General features: G+C 67.7%; 17 protein-coding genes and 1 riboswitch. Of the genes, 11 read left to right on the top strand and 6 right to left on the bottom strand.

What is annotated here, in order from left to right:
• Positions 1-184: 184 nt before the first annotated feature.
• Positions 185-1,432 (bottom strand): arginine deiminase, encoded by a 1,248-nt coding sequence (locus MLP_RS11650; RefSeq protein WP_013863288.1) that lies wholly within the window; start codon positions 1,430-1,432, stop codon positions 185-187.
• Positions 1,429-2,655 carry an MFS transporter gene (locus MLP_RS11645; RefSeq protein ID WP_013863287.1) on the bottom strand — a complete coding sequence of 409 codons (1,227 nt, stop codon included), beginning with the start codon at positions 2,653-2,655 and terminating at the stop codon, positions 1,429-1,431. Before MLP_RS11645 ends, MLP_RS11650 begins: the two co-directional genes overlap by 4 nt.
• Before the next feature lie 262 nt (positions 2,656-2,917).
• On the opposite strand from MLP_RS11645, the gene MLP_RS11640 reads away from it, so the two are divergent.
• The 5 genes from MLP_RS11640 (at position 2,918) to MLP_RS11620 (ending at position 9,862) form a co-directional block, all read left to right on the top strand.
• Positions 2,918-3,589, top strand: a complete 672-nt coding sequence (locus MLP_RS11640; protein ID WP_013863286.1) for a response regulator transcription factor — start codon at positions 2,918-2,920, stop codon at positions 3,587-3,589.
• Entirely contained in the window at positions 3,586-4,983 is a 1,398-nt protein-coding gene (locus MLP_RS11635; protein WP_013863285.1) for a sensor histidine kinase, read from the top strand. The genes MLP_RS11640 and MLP_RS11635 overlap by 4 nt, the downstream gene beginning before the upstream one ends.
• A gap of 76 nt (positions 4,984-5,059) precedes the next feature.
• Positions 5,060-7,066, top strand: coding sequence for an Ig-like domain repeat protein (locus MLP_RS11630; RefSeq protein WP_013863284.1), 2,007 nt, complete (start codon positions 5,060-5,062; stop codon positions 7,064-7,066).
• A 141-nt stretch (positions 7,067-7,207) separates the two neighbouring features.
• A complete protein-coding gene (locus MLP_RS11625) occupies positions 7,208-9,142 on the top strand; it encodes an Ig-like domain repeat protein (protein WP_013863283.1) in 1,935 nt (644 codons plus the stop codon).
• Positions 9,143-9,145: 3 nt separating this feature from the next.
• Positions 9,146-9,862 (top strand): FadR/GntR family transcriptional regulator, encoded by a 717-nt coding sequence (locus MLP_RS11620; RefSeq protein ID WP_013863282.1) that lies wholly within the window; start codon positions 9,146-9,148, stop codon positions 9,860-9,862.
• A 3-nt stretch (positions 9,863-9,865) separates the two neighbouring features.
• Here the strand turns inward: MLP_RS11620 and MLP_RS11615 are convergent, their stop codons facing one another.
• Together MLP_RS11615 and MLP_RS11610 are read right to left on the bottom strand one after the other, a co-directional pair.
• Positions 9,866-10,576, bottom strand: a complete 711-nt coding sequence (locus MLP_RS11615; RefSeq protein ID WP_013863281.1) for a GAF and ANTAR domain-containing protein — start codon at positions 10,574-10,576, stop codon at positions 9,866-9,868.
• 31 nt (positions 10,577-10,607) lie between these two features.
• The gene (locus MLP_RS11610) at positions 10,608-10,946 is read right to left on the bottom strand and encodes an ANTAR domain-containing protein (RefSeq protein WP_013863280.1); all 339 of its coding nucleotides are present in this window, start codon (positions 10,944-10,946) and stop codon (positions 10,608-10,610) included.
• 260 nt (positions 10,947-11,206) lie between these two features.
• On the opposite strand from MLP_RS11610, the gene MLP_RS11605 reads away from it, so the two are divergent.
• The 6 genes from MLP_RS11605 to MLP_RS28950 all read left to right on the top strand — a co-directional run bounded on the left by MLP_RS11605 (position 11,207) and on the right by MLP_RS28950 (position 16,845).
• Positions 11,207-12,526 (top strand): MFS transporter, encoded by a 1,320-nt coding sequence (locus tag MLP_RS11605; RefSeq protein ID WP_013863279.1) that lies wholly within the window; start codon positions 11,207-11,209, stop codon positions 12,524-12,526.
• A gap of 34 nt (positions 12,527-12,560) precedes the next feature.
• Positions 12,561-13,052, top strand: coding sequence for a TetR family transcriptional regulator C-terminal domain-containing protein (locus MLP_RS11600; protein WP_013863278.1), 492 nt, complete (start codon positions 12,561-12,563; stop codon positions 13,050-13,052).
• Positions 13,049-13,993, top strand: coding sequence for a DMT family transporter (locus MLP_RS11595; protein ID WP_013863277.1), 945 nt, complete (start codon positions 13,049-13,051; stop codon positions 13,991-13,993). The genes MLP_RS11600 and MLP_RS11595 overlap by 4 nt, the downstream gene beginning before the upstream one ends.
• A gap of 50 nt (positions 13,994-14,043) precedes the next feature.
• Complete coding sequence (locus MLP_RS11590) at positions 14,044-14,637, top strand: sugar O-acetyltransferase (RefSeq protein ID WP_013863276.1); 594 nt, start codon at positions 14,044-14,046, stop codon at positions 14,635-14,637.
• The gene (locus MLP_RS11585; RefSeq protein WP_013863275.1) at positions 14,637-15,941 is read left to right on the top strand and encodes an MFS transporter; all 1,305 of its coding nucleotides are present in this window, start codon (positions 14,637-14,639) and stop codon (positions 15,939-15,941) included. The genes MLP_RS11590 and MLP_RS11585 overlap by 1 nt, the downstream gene beginning before the upstream one ends.
• A 658-nt stretch (positions 15,942-16,599) precedes the next feature.
• Entirely contained in the window at positions 16,600-16,845 is a 246-nt protein-coding gene (locus MLP_RS28950; RefSeq protein WP_231851454.1) for a hypothetical protein, read from the top strand.
• Between the two features lie 222 nt (positions 16,846-17,067).
• Here the strand turns inward: MLP_RS28950 and gcvP are convergent, their stop codons facing one another.
• Positions 17,068-19,926 carry an aminomethyl-transferring glycine dehydrogenase gene (gene gcvP, locus MLP_RS11575; RefSeq protein WP_013863272.1) on the bottom strand — a complete coding sequence of 953 codons (2,859 nt, stop codon included), beginning with the start codon at positions 19,924-19,926 and terminating at the stop codon, positions 17,068-17,070.
• Positions 19,927-19,977: 51 nt separating this feature from the next.
• Positions 19,978-20,078: riboswitch (glycine riboswitch) on the bottom strand.
• A 216-nt stretch (positions 20,079-20,294) separates the two neighbouring features.
• Complete coding sequence (locus tag MLP_RS11570) at positions 20,295-20,627, bottom strand: hypothetical protein (RefSeq protein WP_156821125.1); 333 nt, start codon at positions 20,625-20,627, stop codon at positions 20,295-20,297.
• Positions 20,628-20,863 lie beyond the last annotated feature (236 nt).

Below are 20,863 nucleotides of genomic sequence, written 5' to 3'. Positions count from 1 at the left end.
CTGCCACCTGGACGCAGGCGGCGGCCATCGGCACTCTGCCAGGCAGCGAGCCGCAGGTACGTCTCGCGCCTGCGGGCCACAGACGACCGGCGGCCAAGCGTGATCCGCGCACGCATGGCGCCGCGGGGCCAAAGACGATCGCGTACGGCCCGTGAGCCGGCACGCCACCGGTCAGTACCAGCGGTCAGTACGCGACTGGTTCGCGGATCAGCGGGCAGGTCATGCAGTGGCCGCCGCCACGGCCACGACCCAGTTCGGCACCGACGATCTCGATGACCTCGATCCCGGCGTCCCGCAGCAGTGCGTTGGTGGTCGTGTTGCGGTCGTACGCGACCACGACACCGGGCTCCAGCGCCACCAGGTTGTTGGCGTCGTCCCATTGCTGACGCTCGGTCGCATAGACCCCGCCGCCGGTCTCGACCACCCGCAGCTCGCTGAGTCCGAGCGCCGCCTCGACCACGTCGAGGAACGAGTCCTTCTCCTCGACGACATCCATCCCGATGGCGTTGTCGGCAGGGCGCAGCGTGAAGGTGTGGATGCTGTCGACGATCGTCGGATAGACCGTGACGCAGTCGACGTCGGCAAAGGTGAACACCGTGTCCAGGTGCATCGCGGCCCGTAGTTTGGGCAGCCCGGCGACGATCACCTGCTCGGCGATCCCGTCGACAAAGAGCCGCTGAGCGACCTGGGAGATGGCCTGCCGGGAGGTGCGCTCGCTCATCCCGAGCAGCACCACACCGTTGCCCGGCACCATCACGTCCCCGCCCTCGAGCGTGCTGAGCCGCCAGTCCTGCTCCGGATCGCCCCAGATCACGTTGGCACCCACGAAGTCGGGGTGGAACCCATAGATCGCCTTCATCAGCAGCGTCTCGTCCCGCCGGGCCGGCCAGTAGAGCGGGTTGAGCGTCAGTCCGCCGTAGATCCAACTGGTGGTGTCGCGGGTGTAAAGGGTGTTGGGCAGCGGCGGCATCAGATACTCCCGGCCCCCGAGGGACTCTCGGGCCAGGCTGACGTAACCGGGTCGGAAGTCGTCCGGCAGATCCATCGTGGACAGCCCGCCGATCAGCAACGTGGCCAGGGTCCGTGGATCGAGGCCGTCGAGATAGGCCCGGGTGTCCTCGACCAGGCCCAGCCCGACCTCGTTGGCGATGATCTTGCGGTCCAGCAGCCAGGACTTGGCCACCGGATCACTCATCGTCTCGGCCAGGACCTGGTGCAGCTCGACCACCTCGATGCCACGGTCGCGCATCACCGTCATGAAATCGAAGTGGTCCCGCACCGCGTTGTCGACCCACAGCACGTCGTCGAACAGCAATTCGTGACAGTTCGACGGGGTGAGTCGCTCATGCGAGAGACCCGGTGCGCAGACCAGGACCTTGCGCAGTGTGCCGACCTCGGAGTGGACGCCGTAGTTGGCTGCCGGATGGTTCATGAGCGGAAGCTTCCTCCTCGTAGGACCAGGTGCAGGACCAAGGCACCGACGGCCGCTCCGAGCATAATCGGAGCGAAGGCGCTCGGAGAGGCCGACATCGCGAAACCGAACAGCAACGGCAGCGTCGCGGCACCGACTGCGGAGGATGCTGCCTGAGCGGCGACCAGGCGGTCCAGTCCGGTCGCAGTCGTCCGGTCGCGAGTGGTGAGGATGAGCAGCGGGTACATCGGGCCGGCGGCCAGACCGAACACCAGCACACTCGCCACCGCTGCCGCAGGCCAAGTCGTTCCGACCGCCGTCAACACCGCAGCGACCAGCAGCCCGATCGCGCCGGCGCCCATGATCGTCCGGCTGCCGAGCCCTTCCGCGAGCGAACCCAGCACCACTCGACTCAGGAACATCATCAGCCAGAAGCCAGAGACGGCCAGACCCGCGATCCCTGCGCCGATGCCGGCACCCAAGGTCAGGAAGCTGTACGCCCACAGGGCCACGCTGGACTCGATGCCGGTCTGCACGACAACCGCTGCTATCCCCACCACCGCGGCAATCTTCATCCGTGGCCGCCGATTACGTGCCGGATCAGTGTCCGGAGACGCATGAGCCGTCCGTGGCTGGGTTTTGCGACGCCACTCGGGCCGCTGGTCCACATTCTCCGTCCACGGATGGACTCTGCGACGCCCCTCTGCCTCCTGCCAACGCCGCGCCCCGACGGCGAACACTCCCGCCAGCAGCAGTTGGAGACCTGCAATGACCAGGTACGGGACGCGCCAGCTCACCCCGACCTGCAGGAACAGCGTCACCAGAGCCGGCGAGGCCGCCGCCCCGATCACGTACGACGCGTGCATCAGGTTGATCCGCCGCGGACCGAAGCTCCGCGCGGCGTAGGCGTTCAGCGTGACGTCGATCGCGCCGCCGGAGAACCCCAGCATGACGACGCTCACCAAGAACACCGCCATCGTCGGACTGGCCGCCGAGATCACCAGCCCGACCGCCGACAACACGGTGCTGACGGCCAGCAGCCGACCGATCCCGAGCCGAGCCACGACATGCCGGGTGAGCAAGGTCGACACGATCGTGGCCGCGACTCCGAACGGTGGGATCAGACCGGCTGCCCCCAGGCTTTGGCCGAAGGACAATCGCATGGACGGCCAGGCGACACCCAGCATCGAGTCGGGCAGCGCGATGCTGAAGAAGGCCAGATAGGACAACAGGACAAGGAACATGCAGCGACTTCTCCGACGTCAAGGGGCGGGTATCCACGAGGGACCGCATCCAGCCGAGGAGGGCTGGCGTCAGAGCTGGCGAGGACAAGGATCAGGCACGGCCACTGACGGCGGTCAGCGCGTGCCCGAGACGCCGGGCAGGTTCGTCACGGCGTCGAGCCTAGTGGTTTCCCTCGAGCGTTCACCATCGACCCCGACGGAACGTCAGACATGATTTAGGATTGCCTTCCCTAGTCGAGTCGGGACGAGGCGGGCAGCCAGGATGTCGATCATCGCGAACGTCGAGTCCGAGCTTCGCGCCGGCGTGACGCCGGACCGCTGTGATGTGGTCGTGGTTGACGACCACGCGGTGCTGGCCGGTGCACTGGCCTCAGCGTTGTCGAATCAGCCGGACTTCGATCTCATCCTGACCGCGGGCGATGTCGAGGCCGGCGCCCGGTTGATGGCCCAGGTCCGCCCACGGTTGGCCGTTCTGGACGTCCGACTCGACGGTGGGGACGGCCTCACGCTGCTCGCCGAGCTGCCCACCTTGTCACCGGGGACTCGTGCGCTCGTGCTCACGGCACATGTCCAGCCGGCGGTGGTCAGCCGCGCCCGCAAGCTCGGCGCGTACGCCGTGCTCGCCAAGGGCACCACGTTGCCCGATCTCCTGCGGGCGCTGCGTGCGGTGGCAGCAGGGAGGAATCTGCTGGCCGAGCTGCCCGTCGGCTCCGATGAAGGCCGCGGCCAGCGGCTCACCGTCCGGGAGACCGAGATCCTGCAACTGCTGGCCGCGGGCCGCGACCCAGCCCAGATCAGTCGTCAGCTCGGTCTCAGCACCCACACCATCCGAGACCATGTGAAGAGCATCCGGAGCAAGCTCGGTGTGCAGACGCAGCTGGCCGCCGTCGCCGAAGCCGTCCACCTCGGGATCATCGAGCTGGACACTCGATGAACCGCCGCACCCGGGCCGACGTGCCGAACGCCCACTCACCGAACATCGGTGTCACAGCACGATCGTGGTGGCGGACCCGACCGGTTCGCCGGCACGCAGCCGCAGTCTTGGTGGTGATGCTGCTCGTCGGCGTGCTGCTGGGGTGGCGGTGCACCGTGCGCGCCACCGAACAGGCCGAGCAAGCCGCGGCCGACCAGGTACGCGCCACCGCGCTCGCCCTGGCAGTCCCGCTCACCTCCGCCGACATCACCGGCGACAGCGGCTGGATGACTCGCTTCGCCAGGATCGTCGAACCCCGGCTGGCGAGCGGCGACATCCTGACGGTCCACATCTGGCGCCGGATCGATCAGTCGACCGGCCAGATCTACTGGTCGACCGACGAGGCGCGCTCCGGCAGCGTCGTCCCGCTCGGTGGCGCTGCCGTCGCGCTCGACACCGGCGAGCCTGTCGTGGACCGGCTCGACGACGGCCGTCAGTCGGAGGGCCCGCCGCTGCCCAACCTGTACGAGATCTATCTCCCCTTCACCGACCGGACCGGCGCCAGCTACGTCCTGGAGATCTACCAGCCGGTGCACGACTTCGAAGCCATCCGGTCGGCACTGCTCCGCGACTGGCTGCCGATCCCCATCCTCGGGGTCTTGCTGGTCGGCGCCGTGACCTTCCCGCTCAGTCTTCGGCTCGCCCGCGCGGTCGCCGTCGCAGAGCGTGACCGGGCGCTCTTCGCCGACCAGGCGCTCAAGGCCCGCGCCGAGGAGCATCGCCGGATGGCCGAGCGGCTGCACGAACGGACCGTCCAGGACCTCGCCGCCGCTCGGTTGATCCTGGAAGGGGTCCGTGACCTGCCCGCCGACATCGAGGTCGGCGTGGCGCTGGATCAGGCGAACAAGCTGCTGGCCGGAGACATCCAGGATCTGCGGACCTTGCTGAGCACGGGCGAAGCGACCGAGTGGCAGGCCGACGATCTGGCGAGCGCGCTCACCGGCTGGGTGAACGCACTGCCGACGCCGGAGCTGGTGCGGCTCGAGCTGCCCACGCACTCGCTGTGCCTTGCCGATCCCGATGTGGCGGTGGTCTTCCGGGTGGTCAAGGAATCGGTCCGCAACGCCGTCAAGCATGCTCAGGCGACGCGCATCGACGTCCGGGTCGCCCGCGACCAGACCGGCGGTCTGAGCGCCGAGGTGCACGACGATGGTGTCGGCTGCGATCCCGTTGCCAAGACGAGGTCGACCGGACTCGGTCTGCAGCTGATGCGCCACGCCACCGCGGCTGCGGGTGGCTCGCTTCGGGTCGACTCCACTCCCGGGGCGGGCACCACAGTGCAGCTCAGCCTGCCGAGATCAAGCGCCGGTGCTGCCACGACAACCCCCCAAAAATGGGGAAGCTCATCCACATAGAGCAATCATCTGATGATGGTTAGGTAATCCTCATCAAACCTCCGGCTCGGCCGGTGTGTCTCTCGAGGAGTGTGGAATGCAGCAGAACAATGGATTCCGACGGTGCCGGCGCGCAATCGCCGCGCTCGCCGGAGCCAGTCTCGTGGCCGCGGCACTGACGGTGTCCAACCTGCCCCAGGCAGCGGCGGCCCCCAGCGAGCCCGTGGTCCACGACCACGGCGTACCTGGTCTCGCCGACATCTACAACGGCACCACCGCGTCGCCTGACGGCGGCACCTACAACGTCGGCTACCAGGTGGTCAGCGACACCAACCGTGCCGTGCTGGTCACCAAGAGCAAGGCCGACGGCTCGCTGGACACCGCCTTCGGCACTGACGGTCGTGCCGTCATCGACCTGGTCAAGACCTTCCACGAGACCGTCACCACCAATCCCGGAGCGAAGGAGGTCGCGCGCGGCGTCACCGTCGACAAGCTGGGCCGCATCCTGGTCGTGGGCGAGGTCGAGGGCGACCAGTCGTCGGCCGCCACCGCCAGCGACACCGACGTCTTCGTGGCTCGGGTGCACCCCAATGGCAACCTCGACACCAGCTATGGCACCAACGGGGGCTGGACGCGGATCAATCTCAGCGACGGCATCCACCCGACCGGCGGCACCAATGCAGCCGACGCTGCGGGCTATGACATCTTTGTCCGCCCGAACCAGAAGGCGATCTTCTCCGCCGCCATCGGCACGGACTCGAACGGGACGCGGACGGCCCGTGACGCGGCGGCGGTGCAGCTGTCCGCCAACGGCCAGCTCGACACGTCCTTCGGCAAGGACGGCATCGCCTCGATCCCGACCCCGTTCAGCGACAACCTGCGTCGCGGCCTGCTCGAAGAGGATGGGTCGTACTTCACCACCGCGTACGCCTCCGTCGGTGCCAGCAATCAGCCCTTCATCAGCAAGTTCGACTCGACCGGCAAGGCCGACGCGAGCTGGGGCGACGACGGTCTCGCCACCGCCTACCCGGGTGGACTGGGCGGCTTCGCCGAGGCCTACGGCATCAAGAAGGACAGCCTGGGCAACTACCTGATCAGCGCGTACGGCTACCGCGGCGGACGCACCGGCGACGCGGCGTCCAACGGCGTCGATGCGCTGCTCTTCAGCCTCAAGCCGGACGGCACCTTGAACAAGGATTGGGCCGACCGGGGTCTGCTCGCGTACCACGTCGGAGACGATGGCAACGGCAGTGCGGATCGCCACCGCAACCATGTCGTACTGCCCGATGGCCGGATCGTCGGGGTGGGCAGCTCGGGAGTCAGCGGCAGCATCAATGCCCTGATCACCGTCACCCCGCCGGACGGCACGCCAGGCACGGTGCACTCGATCGATCTGGGTGGCACCACCGATGACGTCTTCTGGGGTGTGACCACCGTCGGCAACGGCTACCAGGTCGTCGCCGCCGGTGTGGGCAACAACGACGCCAAGCTCGCCACTCTCGACCTGACTCCGGAGTCCTCGACCACCGCCGTGGCTCTGGCGAAGGCCTCGACCACCTTCGGTGGCGCCAACACCGCGACCGTGAACCTCAAGGTCGGCGGCGCCGCTGCAGCCGGTGAGGTCACCGTCTCGGTGGATGGCAAGAAGGTGCAGTCCGTGTCGGTGAGCAACTCCGGCACCGCGAGCGTCGCCTTGCCGAAGACGCTGTCGGTGGGCAAGCACACCGTCACCGCCGAGCTCGCCCCCGCCCCGGGCATCGCCGGCTCGAAGGCATCCGCCTCGGTGACCGTCAACAAGGCCGGCTCGGCCACCTCGCTCAAGCTCTCCGCCAGCAAGATCAAGAAGTCGAAGCGGGCCACCGCGATGATCAAGATCACCGGCAGCGGCGTGCCGAGCGGCTACTACCCGACCGGCACCGTGACGATCCACGACGGCAGCAAGAAGATCGCCACCGTCAAGGTCACCACCGGCAACAAGGGCACCGTCAAGGTGAAGCTGCCGAAGATCACCAAGAAGGGCAACCACACGATCAAGGCCAGCTACGCCGGCAACGCCCAGCTGAAGGCGTCCTCGGCCACGGCCAAGATCAAGGTCACCAAGTGACCCTGCTCGCCGGATAGCGCAGCAAACCCTGCACGGGTCAGCCGTGGACGTCGACACCGCCCCCTGGTCGACGTCCACGGCCGGCCTTCTCCAGCTCACTTTGAGCCAGCACCTCGAACAGACCGCAAAGGACCAGATCTCGTGAGCTCATCTCACCTCCTCCGCCGAGGAGTCGCAGCCATCGCGGGCACCGCCCTGCTATTCGCCGGGCTCGTCGCCACAGCGCCCTCCGCCGACGCAGCCCCGGTCACCGTCACCGATCCCGGCTCCGGCGCGACGATCACCCTCAGCAGCGACGAGATCAGTCCAGGTGAGCGGATCGAGATCTCGGGTACCGGCTTCATTGCCAAGCAGGGCAGCACCGGCGACCCGCTGGTCGCCGTCCGCCCGTACGACTTCGATGCCGGCCCAGCGTGGACCATCGGCGGAGAGGACGACTATGACCCCGTGGCAGGCAACAACCCGACGGCCGCCTCGGAGGCCAAGTACTGGTTCGTCACCCATCACGAGACCGGCTCGTTCGAGGGCTGGATCCAGGCGCCGAGCGGGCTGACCGAGGCCGGACCGCTGGGCAACGGCGATCACTGGCTGCGGATCCTGTCCGGTGCGTTCTTCACCAGCACCGGTGACCGACTGACCGATCCCATCACCTTCAAGGTGCCCTTCACCGTCGTCGACAAGGTCACCCTCGGGCTGACCAGCCCCACCAGCATCTTCCAGGCGGGTACGACCTTCCGGCCAGGGGCTGCCGTGACTGTGCGAGGACGCAGCTTCACCCCGAACACTGTGGTGTCGGTCTCACTCGATGGCAACCCTCTCACCAGCAGCATCACCACTGAGGCCGACGGGGCGCTCCCGGCCAGCGCACGAGTCACCCTGCCGAGCGATGTCAGCGTCGGCAACCACACGCTGCGAGTCGCCACCGGCGACGTGGCCGTGACCGTACAGATCAAGGTCACTTCGACCCCGACGACCACCGTCCTCACCGAACGGGTCCGCCCGGGCGGCACACTCGCCTTCGACCTGACCGGCTACATCGGCGTCGGCGGCAAGCCGCAGAAGGTCGCCGTGGTGGTCAACGAGCAGGTGCTCGCCTGCATCGAGGCAGACAGCAATGGCGCCGCCAGGGACGTCGCCAAGCTGCCCGATTCGGTCTCCGATTCGGTGGTGGTCGGCTTCAATGTCGGCACGTCCTGCCAACTGCCGCCGAGCCCGATCAACGACCAGCCGATCTCCCGGGTCGCCCCCACCGTCACGGTCAGCGACACCGCACCCACGATCACGGCCAAAGCCGGGTCCGCCGGCCAACTGGTGCTGAGCGGAACCGGTTTCACCCCCAACGCGACGGTCGCCATCACTGCCGGCAGCACGAATCTCGGCACGCTCAGCGCAAACGCAACCGGCGCGGTCCAGGGCACGGTCCCGGCCCCGACGGCCTCCGGCGCCCAGCGGATCCTCGCCAGTGACGGTGCCAACTCAGCAGCGATCAAGATCAGCTTCGCCCAATTGACGCTGTCCGCACCTTCCCCACTGACATACGGTGCCGCGCGCACCACCACGGTCGGCCTCAAGGTCGGCGGCCAGGCCAGCAGCGGCAAGGTCACGCTGTCGCAAGGCAAGTGGTCGACCACCATCTCGGTGCCGGCCAGTGGTGCGATCAAGGTCGCGCTCCCCCGCGACGCAGCCGTCGGCAAGCACACGGTGACTGCGCAGATCGGCACCACCGACGCCCTGATCGGCGCGGACGCATCCCGTGCGTTCACCGTCAGCAAGGCAGCCAGCTCTGCGAGCTTGAAAGTCTCACCGACCAAGGTGAAGAAGTCCAAGCGAGCCACCGCCACCGTCCGGGTAACGATCAGCGGGGCTCCCCAGATCGCGGCCACCGGCAAGGTCACGACCTATGACGGATCGAAGAAGCTGGGCTCCACCACCTTGAAGGCCAGCCACCAGGGGACGTGGAAGGCGAAGCTGCCGAAGATCAAGAAGAAGGGCACTCACAAGCTCAAGGTCAGCTATGTCGGAAACGCCAACATCAAGGCCAAGACCAGCGGCATCGTGAAGCTGAAGGTGGTGTGAGGCGTGATACAGGCCCAGTTGGGCATCAGCGACGAAGCTGAGGCCAGTGGCGATCTGCCGGCCGGCGTCCTTCGGATCCTGCATACGGAGATTGCCACCGGCCGCTGGCCGCGCGGCAGCAAGATTCCCACCTGGACGGACCTGGCCGCCGAGTTGCGGGTCGGTCGCTCCACGATCCGCGAGGCGGTCAGCACACTGGTGCATCTCGGCATGCTGCGGCCGCAACGCGGCAACGGCACCATGGTCAGTGCGCGCAGCGCCATCCCGGGTGTGCTGACCCGCTTCAGCGACCAGTACAGCATCGAAGAGCTGATGTCCGTCCAGCGCTCGCTCGAGGTCGAAGCCTGTCGGCTGGCCGCGCTGCGCCGGACCGATGCCGATCTCGCCGTCCTGACCGATGCCTGCAAGGCGGGTGCGCAGCGTGACTGCCGGCACCCGGTATCGGGACGGTTCCATGCCGTGCTGCTCGAGATCGCTCGCACTCCCCTGCTGACCGATCTGTCGGAGGGGATCGAGGCACGGCTGCGGGCCGGCGGGGGCGCCGTGGCCAACCGGACCCGCACGCCGTATGCCGTCGACCGGCAGCACCGAGCCATCGTTGCCGCCATCGCCGCCGGTGACAGCGAGGCAGCAGCCACGGCCGCCGCCGCCCATACCCGCGCCTCCTGTCAGGGGTCCCACCTCGGGATGATCGAGCCGCAGGCCGGGCTGGGAAGCTGAGCCTCAGCGAGTAGGAAGCCGTCCGGTCGAGAGCAGATGTTCGGCCACCGTGCCGATCTTGGTCCGACCGCTGCGTGCTGCGCCTCTCAGCCGGTTGAAGGCCACCGTGGCGTCGACCCGCTCTGTGGCCATCAGGTAACCCACGGCACGCTCGATGATCACCCGATAGTCCAGCGCATACTGCAGCTGACCAGCCAGCTCACCAGCAGTGTGGGCTCGCAATGCGGCGGTGAGAGTGGTCTCCACCACATCGCCATAGCGAGCCAACGCGCGGCGCTCGCTGTCGTCCCAGTCGTGCGGGTGGTCGCGATAGACGTCGAGCGTGCCGACCGGAATCGCTCCCAGCCGGACCGGAATCCCTAGCACCGCGTGCACCCCGTGGCCGGTCATGGCCGCCGCAAGCGCCGGCCATCTCTCGTCGGTGCACACATCCCGGCTGGCCACCATCCGGTTCTCGACGAACGCTTCCGTGCACGCTCCCTGTCCGGAACTCGATTCGGCCTCCTCCAGGAACCGCCCAAGACCGTCACTCGCCGCCACGTAGCGGGTGACATCCTGCTCGTCGGCGATCATCACGCCGCTGCCGGAGACCCCGAACAGCTCGACGCATGCGACCGTGACCGCCGACAACGCCGACACCACGCCGTTGTCGACAGATTTGTTCGCTGCCAGGGCGCGAAGACTCACGCTCAGCGCTTCTGAATCGACTGGCATGGTCGCACCGTACCCCCGTGCGGCCGCACGGTCACGGCCAGCGGCCGTTCGGTAGCCGCCTGCTCACCGCAGCCAGCAGTTCGGCATCCTCGCAACGGATCGTGCCATCGAACGCATGGACCAGAGCCCGCGCAATGTCGCGAACCTTGGTGTTGGTGTGTTGGGAGAGGGCGACCAACCGTTCCCAGGCCTCGTCGGTGCCGGTGCCATACCGATGCGCCAACAGACCGACGGCAACCCCGATCAGTCGCTGCGAACCGAGTGCCACCCACAGATGGTTGATTTTGTTCTGCAGTTGAGCCAGTTGCAGTTCCACCGAGACCGTCTCGCGATGGTGATCGGCGTACTCATCCGCAATCGTGTGTGCCACAGTCAAACGCCACCTTCATGGACGTCAGATCCGCGGACACAGGGCGGAGATGAACAAGGAGCCGATGCAGAGAATAGACCACACCAGCAAGTCGGCGATGACGCGACACCCGATTTCTAAGCCCGGATCGGGGGCGCCGAGGGCCCCAGCCCTGACCTGCTCGACCGGGTGGAGTCCGCTCGGTGTGTCGCGGGCCGTCGATCGGCTGCCCGTGGCCGCGAAGGCCCCCGCACCATATGGCTCGCCTATGCTTGTCCGTCGTGCCCTCTGGACCTGCCTGCGATGCCGATGCCGATCCGGCTGTAGGCGCTCCCGGTGCGAACCGGACCAGTCTGAAGCTGGGCACCGGCATTCGGGCGTACGGTCGGCTGCTGACCCATGGGCCGATCGCGCGTCCCTTCGTCTTCGCGGCGTTCGCCCGGCTGACCCTGGCCATGCTGCCGCTCGGGATCTTGATCTTGGTCCAGCAGGAACGGCAGACCTATGCACTGGCCGGCGTGGTCAGCGGCGCGTACGCGATCGGCGCCGCACTCGGCACCCCGTTGTGGGGACGGCTGATGGATCGCTTCGGCCAGGTGGCGGTGCTGGCGCCGACCTCGCTGAGCAGTGCTGCCCTGCTGGTCGCCCTCGCTTTGGCCACGACCGGAGGAGCCCCGGGCGGGGTCCTTGTCGCGCTGGCGGCTGGGGTCGGCCTCGCCTATCCGGCGGTCAGCCCCGCGTTGCGCGCCGGCTTCAGGGTCGCCTTTCCCGATCCCTGGTCCCGCAAGGTCGCCTTCGCGCTGGACGCCACCTCGGTCGAGCTGTCCTTCGTGCTCGGACCGCTGCTGCTGTCGGCGTTCCTGCTCGCCAGGATCGCGGTGCTCCCGTTGCTCATCACGGCGACGCTGCTGGCCGGCGGCACGATCGCCTACTGCCTGACCCGCTTCGCCCGCCGCGCCAGCCACGCCCTCGGCGCACGGGACGAGGTGGCGGGGTCCTCGACCGGCGATCCTGCGCCCCGGACGGCCCTGGCTGCGGCCGGCGTACCGGCCATCCTGATCGTGGTGCTGTTGCTGAGCGTGGGCTTCGGTCAACTGGACACCTCCATGACCGCGACCGCCGACCGGGCGTTGGGCGGCACGGAGCAGGTCGGCATCCTGTTCGCGGCGATCGCGAGTGGCAGCACCATCGGTGGACTCGTCTTCGGCGCCCGCTCGTGGCCGTTCGACGATCGACGCGCGCTCCCGGTGATGATGGGCTTCTTCGGCCTGTGCCTGTTACTGCTGGCCGGGCTGCTGGGTATCGGCCACGCCGGGCTGCCGATCCTGCTGCCGTTGCTCTTCCTGACCGGTCTGTCGATCGCTCCGGCATTGATCATGCAGCAGACTCTGCTGGACCGGCTGACCCCGCCGGAGCGACTGAACGAGGCCCAGGCCCTGCTGTCCGCGGCCAACACCACCGGCGCTGCCATTGGCACCGCGATCGCCGGATTCGTGATCGAGGGCGCCGGCCTGTCCTGGTCCTTCACCGGCGCCGCCATCGGCGTCCTGATCGCCGCCGCGGTCGCCCGCCTCCGACCCGACCGCCGTGCTCTCCCCTGATTCCCGAGGTCTTGCACTGCTGTCCACCTCCCACGTGGGTCTCGCTCCTGAAGATCGTGACCTCTCCGACGAGCTGGTGCTGACCTATCTGCGGGAGCGGCACGAGGAGTGGCTCGGTCTCTATCGCACCCGAGTCGAGCAGGCGAGCAGCCCACGGGAGCGCGTGCTCGCGGTCTTCGACGCCTACCTCGACCATGCCGAGTTCACCTATCAGCAGCACGGGTTCCGCGGCTGCGGCTTGCTCAATGCCGCCGCCGAGCTGCCGATCGGTGCTCCCGGCCGCGATCTGGTCCGCCGCCACAAGGAAGAGGTGGAGTCGCTGCTGGTACGACATCTCGCCGAGCTGGGCGCCGCTCCCAACCAGTCAGCGGCCATCGGCGAACAGCTCGCGTTCCTGATGGAGGGAGCGATGGCGCGCGCCGGGCTCGAGGGGGATGCAACTCGGCTCCGGCGGGCGCGCAGCCTGGCAGGGGCCCTGGTCGATTCTCTCCCACTCGGCACTCCCACATCGGATCCGAGCTCGTGACGAACCCACCTCCGCATCGTGCAGCAGGCACGATCTATGTCCTGCTGGCCGCGACCCTGTGGGGCACCACCGGCACTGCCGCCGCACTGGCGCCCGAGGTCGGCCCGTTGGCGGTAGGTGCGGCAGCGATGGGATTCGGCGGGCTGTTGCAGGGAGCGATCGCCGCCCGCCCCATGGCTGATCGGGCCCGACAGCTGCGCACTCACCGTTCGATGATCCTGCTCGGCGCTCTCGCCATCGCGGTCTATCCGCTCGCGTTCTATTCCTCGATGCGCCTCGCCGGCGTCGCGGTCGGCACCGTTGTCAGCATCGGACTCGCGCCCATCATCGCGGCGGTGATCGAACGGGTTCTCGATCACCGTCCGCTGTCGCGTCGCTGGCTGGTCAGCACCGGGATCAGCCTGCTCGGGATCGGCGCGTTGACTGTCGCCCACGCCACGAACGACGATTCCGCCCCGGAGCTCGGGACGGGATCGTTGATGTGGCGTCCGCTGCTCGGCATCGGCTTGGCGGTGATCGCAGCCGCCACGTACGCGCTCTATTCCTGGGCTGCCGCCACGCTGATCCGTCGCGGGCTGCCCACGCGCACCACGATGGGCGCGATGTTCGGCTGCGGCGGCGTGCTGTTGCTGCCGGTGGTGATCGCTACCGGCGCCTCGATCGTCACCTCCCCGGGCAACCTCGCCGCGGTCACCTATCTCGCAGTGGTGCCGATGTTCCTCGGCTACGTGTTGTTCGGCCGGGGGCTGGCCGTGGTCCCGGCGAGCACCGCGACCACATTGTCGCTGTGGGAGCCGGTCGTGGCCGCGTTCCTGGCTGTCATGGTGCTCCACGAGCAGCTGCCGGTCCTGGGCTGGCTCGGGGTGGCACTGGTCCTGATCGGCCTGGCGGTGCTCACTCTCCGTTTGCCGAACAGATCGCCTGCATCGATTCAGAAATAGTCGACAGAAGCCGTTGCGTACGGTCGTACGTTATGAGTACGATCGTACGCATGACGGTTCTGGATTACTTCGCCGACGACCCACGCACCAACCGGGAGCGGATGCTGGCCGGTGACCTCTACATCGCCGACGACCCGGAGAACGAGCGTCGCGCTCAGCGTGGCTGCCTGCTGGCGCACGGCTACCATCAGGCCTCGCTGGCGGATCCGCTGGCCGCCATCGGATTGCTGGCCGAGTTGCTCGGCACCCTCGGCGAGGGCGCGTACGTCAAGCCACCGCTGTATGTCGACTACGGCGAGCATCTGCATATCGGGGCCCGCACCTTCGTCAACTACAACCTGACCGCGCTCGACGTGGCCACGATCACGATCGGCGAGGACTGTCAGCTCGGTCCGAACGTGCAGCTGCTGACCCCGACCCATCCGGTCGAGCCCGGACCGCGGCGTGACAAGCTGGAAGCCGCGAAGCCGATCACCATCGGCAACAACGTGTGGCTGGGCGGCGGCGTGATCGTCTGCCCGGGCGTGACGATCGGCGACGACAGCGTGATCGGCGCCGGGTCGGTGGTCACCCGCGACATCCCGGCCGGCGTACTCGCGGTCGGCAACCCCGCCCGGGTCCTGCGCTCGATCGCGGATGCCTGATGAGCACGGCAGCCAACAGCGAGCAGTTCGACGCCCGCGACCCGTCCGCCATCAGCCCACGACTCCGGCAGGCCCGACTCGGCGTCTTCGGCACCTTCTTCGTAGCAGGCTTCGGCCTCGCAGCCTGGCTGGTCAACATCCCACCAGTCCAGGAGAAGACCCAGATCTCCCACGCCACGTTGGGAATCCTGCTGTTGGTCCTCGGTCTCGGCGGCGTCGTCGGGATGCAGATCTCCGGCTTCGTGATCAACCGGCTGGGCAGCAAGATCGTCTCGCTCGTCGCGCTGACGGTGTTCGTGCTCGCGGTGAATCTGCCGGTGCATGCCACCGGTGCGGTCTCCCTCGGCATCGCGCTGTTCGTGTTCGGATTGGGCAATGGCTCGCTCGACGTCGCCATGAACGACCAGGCGGTGATCGTCGAACGCGACTACGGCCGCCCGATCATGTCCGCCTTCCACGCGTACTGGTCGATCGGCGGTGCGGTTGGCGCCCTGCTCGGCGCTGCCCTGCAAGGTCTGGACGTGGGACTCGGCACCTCGGTATTGGTCGCAGCCGCCATCACCGCCGTCGTCGGGTTCGCTGCCGTCGGGCGGATGCTGCCAGGTACGCCGACGGTCGCTCCTGCTGCGTCCCCTGCTGTCGCTGGCTCGAAGTCTGAGGACTCGGCTGCCGCGGCATCGTCCCCTCCTCGGACTCAGCCAGGCATTCGCGGTCGAGTGATCGCCTTCGGCGTCCTCGCCTTCCTGCTGATGATGGCCGAAGGTGTCGCCAACGACTGGGCTCCCCTGCACGCTGTCGACCATCTCCACCAGCCGAGTTCCACCGCTGCGCTGGCGTACGCGATCTTCGCCGTGGCGATGACCGTCGGCCGGCTGACCGTGGACCGGATCGCCCACCGATTCGGCCCGGCCTTTGTGGTGCGCTACGGCTCGGCGGCTGCCGCGGCGGGCATCGCTCTCGTGATGGTCTCACCGGTGTTTGCCCTGACCCTGGCCGGCTGGACCATCTTCGGTCTCGGCCTCGCCGGTGTCGTACCGCAGCTGTTCACCGCGGCCGGCAACATCAGCAGCACCGGACAGAGCATCATCTTGTCCCGGGTGGTCGGCGCCGGGTATGTCGGCGCACTCGCGGGTCCCGCGCTGATCGGCCTGCTCGCCGGCCGGGTCGGGCTCAACCTCGCCTTCGTGTTGCCGTTGCTGGTCTGCATCCTCGCCATCGTGGTGGCGCCCGTCGTGACACCCCTGTCCGTTCCTGGGACCGGCGTCAAAGATGCCGACCAGCAGGCGGACGGTCAGCCGCGCTGACCAGTGCATCGCCGGCGGCGACAGTCGAATCGAAAAGGAGGTTTGGCACCTCAAATCGCCGGTTTTAGGTGCCGTACCTCCTTCTCGATCAGCGATCCCACCTGACAGAGCCAGAAGACGCTGCTCCGGCGCTGATCTGTGGCCCGGCGGCGCGAGAGGTACGCCGTGACCCGCGGTCGACGATCGTTCGTGGCCCGGCGGCGCAAACCGTACGCCACGCACGCCCGGTCAACGGCCGTCCGTGGCCCCGCGGCGCAAAACGTACGCCGTGCACGCGCAACTGGTGGCCGTTGGTAGCCCGGCGGCGCGAAACGACTCAGCATCCCGTCAGAGCCGGGTACATCTTTGGCCCGGCGGCGCCAGCCGGACCGGCGACCGCAGGTCACACCCCAGTCCCCACTTCGCACCAGCTGAGGCAACCGCCCGGAATCAGGTGCCAAACCTCCTTCTCGTGACGCCTCCGCGTCTCCGATGCCAGAATCGACGAATGCGGGCCACCGGAACCGTCGATACGACTGCGGCTGGGAACAGGGCCTCGAGTTCATGATCGGCCGAGGACTTGTCCTCAGCTGATCTGGGCCGGCCGAGGTGGCTGGCCCGGCTGCAAGGGATCTGACCTTGTCAGCTCAGGCATCGGCCGGACCACTGGCGGTGACCCGTGGTTGTCCGCATTCGGCTCGATCGCGAGCGTGTAGGGATTCACGACCAGCGGCGAGCCGTGACGTCGTCGGGCGAAGGCAACGATGCAAACGACTATCACGAACACCGTCGGCAACAGCGCAATGACGAACTCGACAGCATCCATGCCGAATACTACCGCCGTCGAGGCGGCGGCGTCACTGTCACGACGGCCGCCGCGACTTGTCGAGCATGCATCCTGAGCATCATGGAGAACCTTGAGTAGGTCCTGAGCACTCGTCCACCCAGGCTGAAGTCGCCGCTGCGATTGCCCTGGCAATCTTCTTCTCACCAGGGGAACACGGATTCGGACCGCGAGTGCCAACATCGGGGGATGGCGCACACACAGACCGGATCCGAAAGAGATGGCCCATGGCGCTGGAGCAGGGGACCTCAGCGTCATGGGCCAGCTTCATTTCTGGCCACTCTGGCCACCCGACGGCTAGGTTCAGGCTTCGAAGGCCTCCGGCGGTGGGCAGGTGCAGATCAGGTTGCGGTCTCCGAAAGCGCCGTCGATCCGAGCCACCGGGGGCCAGTACTTGTCGGCTCCGGTGGCGCCGATCGGGCCGGCGTGCAGGCCCGACGGGAATGCCGCAAGCCGACGTGAGTACGGATGATGCCACTCCTCCGCGGTCACCCGGGCCTGGGTGTGCGGCGCGTTCACCAGCGGGTTGTCCGCGCCCGGCCAGTCGCCTGTCTCGACCGCCGCGATCTCGCCCCGGATGGCGATCATGGCGTCGCAGAAGCGATCCAGCTCGGCCAGATTCTCCGACTCGGTGGGCTCGACCATCAAGGTCCCGGCGACCGGGAAGCTCATGGTCGGGGCGTGGAAGCCGTAGTCGATCAGCCGTTTCGCGACATCATCCACGGTAATCCCGCTGGCCTTGGTCAGCGGCCGCAGGTCAAGGATGCACTCATGGGCGACCCGGCCGTTGCGGCCCGTGTAGAGGACCGGGTAGTGCTCGGTCAGTCGCGCCGCGACATAGTTGGCGGCGAGCAGCGCGTGCTGGGTGGCACTGCGCAGCCCGTCAGCCCCCATCATCGCGATGTAGGCCCAGCTGATCGCCAGGATGCCGGCTGACCCGTACGGTGCCGCAGACACCGGTCCATTCCCCCGACCCTCGACCTCTGCCAGAGGGTGACCCGGCAGGTAGGGCACCAGATGCGCGCCCACTCCGATCGGCCCAACGCCAGGTCCGCCGCCACCGTGCGGGATACAGAAGGTCTTGTGGAGGTTGAGGTGGCTGACATCGGCGCCGAATCGGCCAGGTCGAGCCAGACCCAGCAAAGCGTTGAGGTTGGCGCCGTCGACATAGACCTGACCACCCGCATCGTGCACCAGGCCACACAGCTCGGTGATGCCTTCCTCGAACACACCATGGGTCGAGGGATAGGTGACCATGATCGCGGCGAGTTGGTCGCGATGGGTCGCGATCTTGGCCCGCAGGTCGTCCAGGTCGACCGAGCCGTCATCGGTCGCCTTGACGACCACGACCTTCATGCCCGCCATCACCGCCGACGCGGCATTGGTGCCGTGGGCCGACGACGGGATCAGGCAGACGGTCCGTTGCTCGTCACCGCGCGACCGGTGATAGCCGCGAACGGCCAGCAGGCCAGCAAGCTCGCCCTGGCTGCCCGCGTTGGGCTGGATCGACACCTTGGCATATCCGGTCAGCTCGGCCAGCCAGCCTTCGAGCTCCGCGATCAGGATCGCATAACCGGCCGCGTCCGCACCCGGCACGAACGGGTGCAGGTCGGCGAATCCCGGATAGGAGATCGGCTCCATCTCGGTGGTGGCGTTCAGCTTCATGGTGCAGGAGCCGAGCGGGATCATGCCACGGTCCAGCGCGAAGTCCCGATCCGACAACGCCCGCAGATAGCGCAGCATCGCGGTCTCGCTGTGGTGGGTGCTGAACACCGGATGGGTCAGGTACGCCGAGGTCCGGGAAGACTCCCCCAGCCGCGAGGGGCCCCGCCATGCCGGATCGCCGGCGACTCCGAACGCGGCCCGAACCGCGGCCAGGTCCTCGACCGTGGCATCCTGCCCGATCGAGATCCCCACCTGGTCGGCGTCCACCAACCGCAGATGTACGCCGGCCGCACGTGCCGCCTGGACTACCTCCGCAGCCCTACCCGGCACCCGAGCGAGCACGGTGTCGAAGAACTGCTCGTGGACCACCTCGACCCCGGCGGCGGTGAGATCCTCGGCCAAGGCCGAAGCTGCCCCGTGCACCGCGTTCGCTATCCGCACCAGACCTTGCGGGCCGTGATAGACCGCGTACATGCTGGCCGCCACCGCCAGCAGCACCTGGGCAGTGCAGATGTTGGAGGTCGCCTTCTCCCGTCGGATGTGCTGCTCGCGGGTCTGCAGAGCCAGCCGGTACGCCTGCACACCATCCGCGTCCTTCGACACCCCGACCAGTCGACCCGGCAGTGAACGCTCCAGCTTGGCCCGGACCGCGATGAACCCGGCATGCGGACCGCCGTAGAACAGCGGGACGCCAAAACGTTGACTGGACCCGACGGCGATGTCGGCCCCCCACTCCCCTGGCGGGGTCACCAGGGTGAGCGCCAGCAGGTCGCAGGCCGCGATCACGGCAGCGCCCTTGGCATGGGCCGCGTCGGCGATCGCCTGTAGCTCCTGGGTCGCCGCCAGTCGGCCGCTGGCACCGGGCGTCTGGACGACCACCGCGAACGGCTGGTGGGACGCGATCGCGTCCAGCAGGTCGCCGTCGGCAACCCGGACGTCCAAGTTGAGCGCCTCGGCCCGGGTACGGACCACAGCGACGGTCTGCGGCAGCGTATCGGCGTCGAGCAACAGCACGTTGCCCGTCTTGGTGGTGCGCCGGGCCAGGGTCATGGCCTCCGCGACCGCCGTCGCCTCGTCCAGCAGGCTGGCGCCGGCGATCGGCAGCGCGGTGAGGTCGGCGATCATGGTCTGGAAGTTGAGCAACGCCTCCAACCGGCCCTGGCTGATCTCCGGTTGATACGGCGTGTACGCGGTGTACCAGGCGGGATCCTCGAGCACGTTGCGCCGGATCACCGCGGGAGTGATGGTGCCGTGGTAGCCGAGTCCGATCATCGCCCGACCCGGATTGTTCTCGGCCGCCAGGCTGCGCAACCGGGTCAGGGCCTCCGACTCGCTCAGCGGGTCAGGAAGCTCCAGCTGCGCCTCGCCCGTAATAGTGCTCGGCAGGGATTGGGCGACGAGATCATCCAGGTCCGCCGCCCCGACCAAGGCAAGCATGCGATCGCGCTCGTCAGCACGTGGTCCGATGTGGCGGGCGGCGAAGGTCTCTGTGTCCATGGCAGGCTCCATCTCAGGACCCCCTCTGTCGCCGGCCGGTTCCAGAGTTGCCATCGCAGCGAGGTCTGGGTGCCTGAGAGGTTCCGGGGAGGTTGCCCCTTCGGCGCCACCTGCGCGTCATCGAGCCTGGTGGTCTCTCCCGCGCTGCTTCATCAGCAGCGCCCACCTTACCGGCTCGTCACTCGACCGGGTGTCAGCCGACAGAACAGATCAACACTGGACGTCAGAGATGTCGTTGCGCGAGTTCTCAACTCGAACAACGATGCCTCCCCAGCTCCGCGCTCGTCGGCGACATACTCACTGCGCTGGGCGTGGGCTGGCCCCGGTTGGGCAGATCGTGGAATCGTGAATGCCTGAATAGGCTCGACTCAGTAAGTTCCGGTGGAATCGAAGACCTCCTGCCCTGCGCCCGAACATTCCTTGTGGACAAGGTCTAGCACCGCCACGTCGCTAGTCATGCCACCTTGGAGACGCATACGGTCGCCGATGCGCACAGTTTCGCCGTTGACTCCGAGCGTGTCCGGTTCGTCGCCCCAGCGAGTCTCGAAGGGAAAGATCGCCACCTGGAAGACCCCGTTCGCCTCAAGTATTCCAACGCAGCCGTCAGCACCGATGGCCAGAGTTCCTTCCAGTTCTGCGTCCATGCCGGCGGTCGCCCGGGCGGCACGCACAACTATTCGAGACTCGTCCTTTCTGAGCACCTCGAAGGAGTCTCCCGCCGGATCAGACGGTGGCGAACTGCAGCCCATCAGTGTGCATAGCAGGCAAATCGATGGTATGGCGAGAGAAGTCAGCGCACGGCGCATAGTCGCAATTCTCACGTGGTCTTGAGTGTTAGGCCGAGCTTGCTTAAAGCGGTGCCGACCGGGGTGAAGACGGAACAAGTCCCCCCGCCACAGTCCATCCACCCACGCTGCTTCATCAGCAGCGCCTACCT

The organism is Microlunatus phosphovorus NM-1 (genome assembly GCF_000270245.1).
Taxonomy (GTDB): Bacteria; Actinomycetota; Actinomycetes; order Propionibacteriales; family Propionibacteriaceae; genus Microlunatus; species Microlunatus phosphovorus.
The sequence above is the reverse complement of the archived record's forward strand: the minus strand, read 5'-3'. Positions and strand labels throughout refer to the sequence as shown.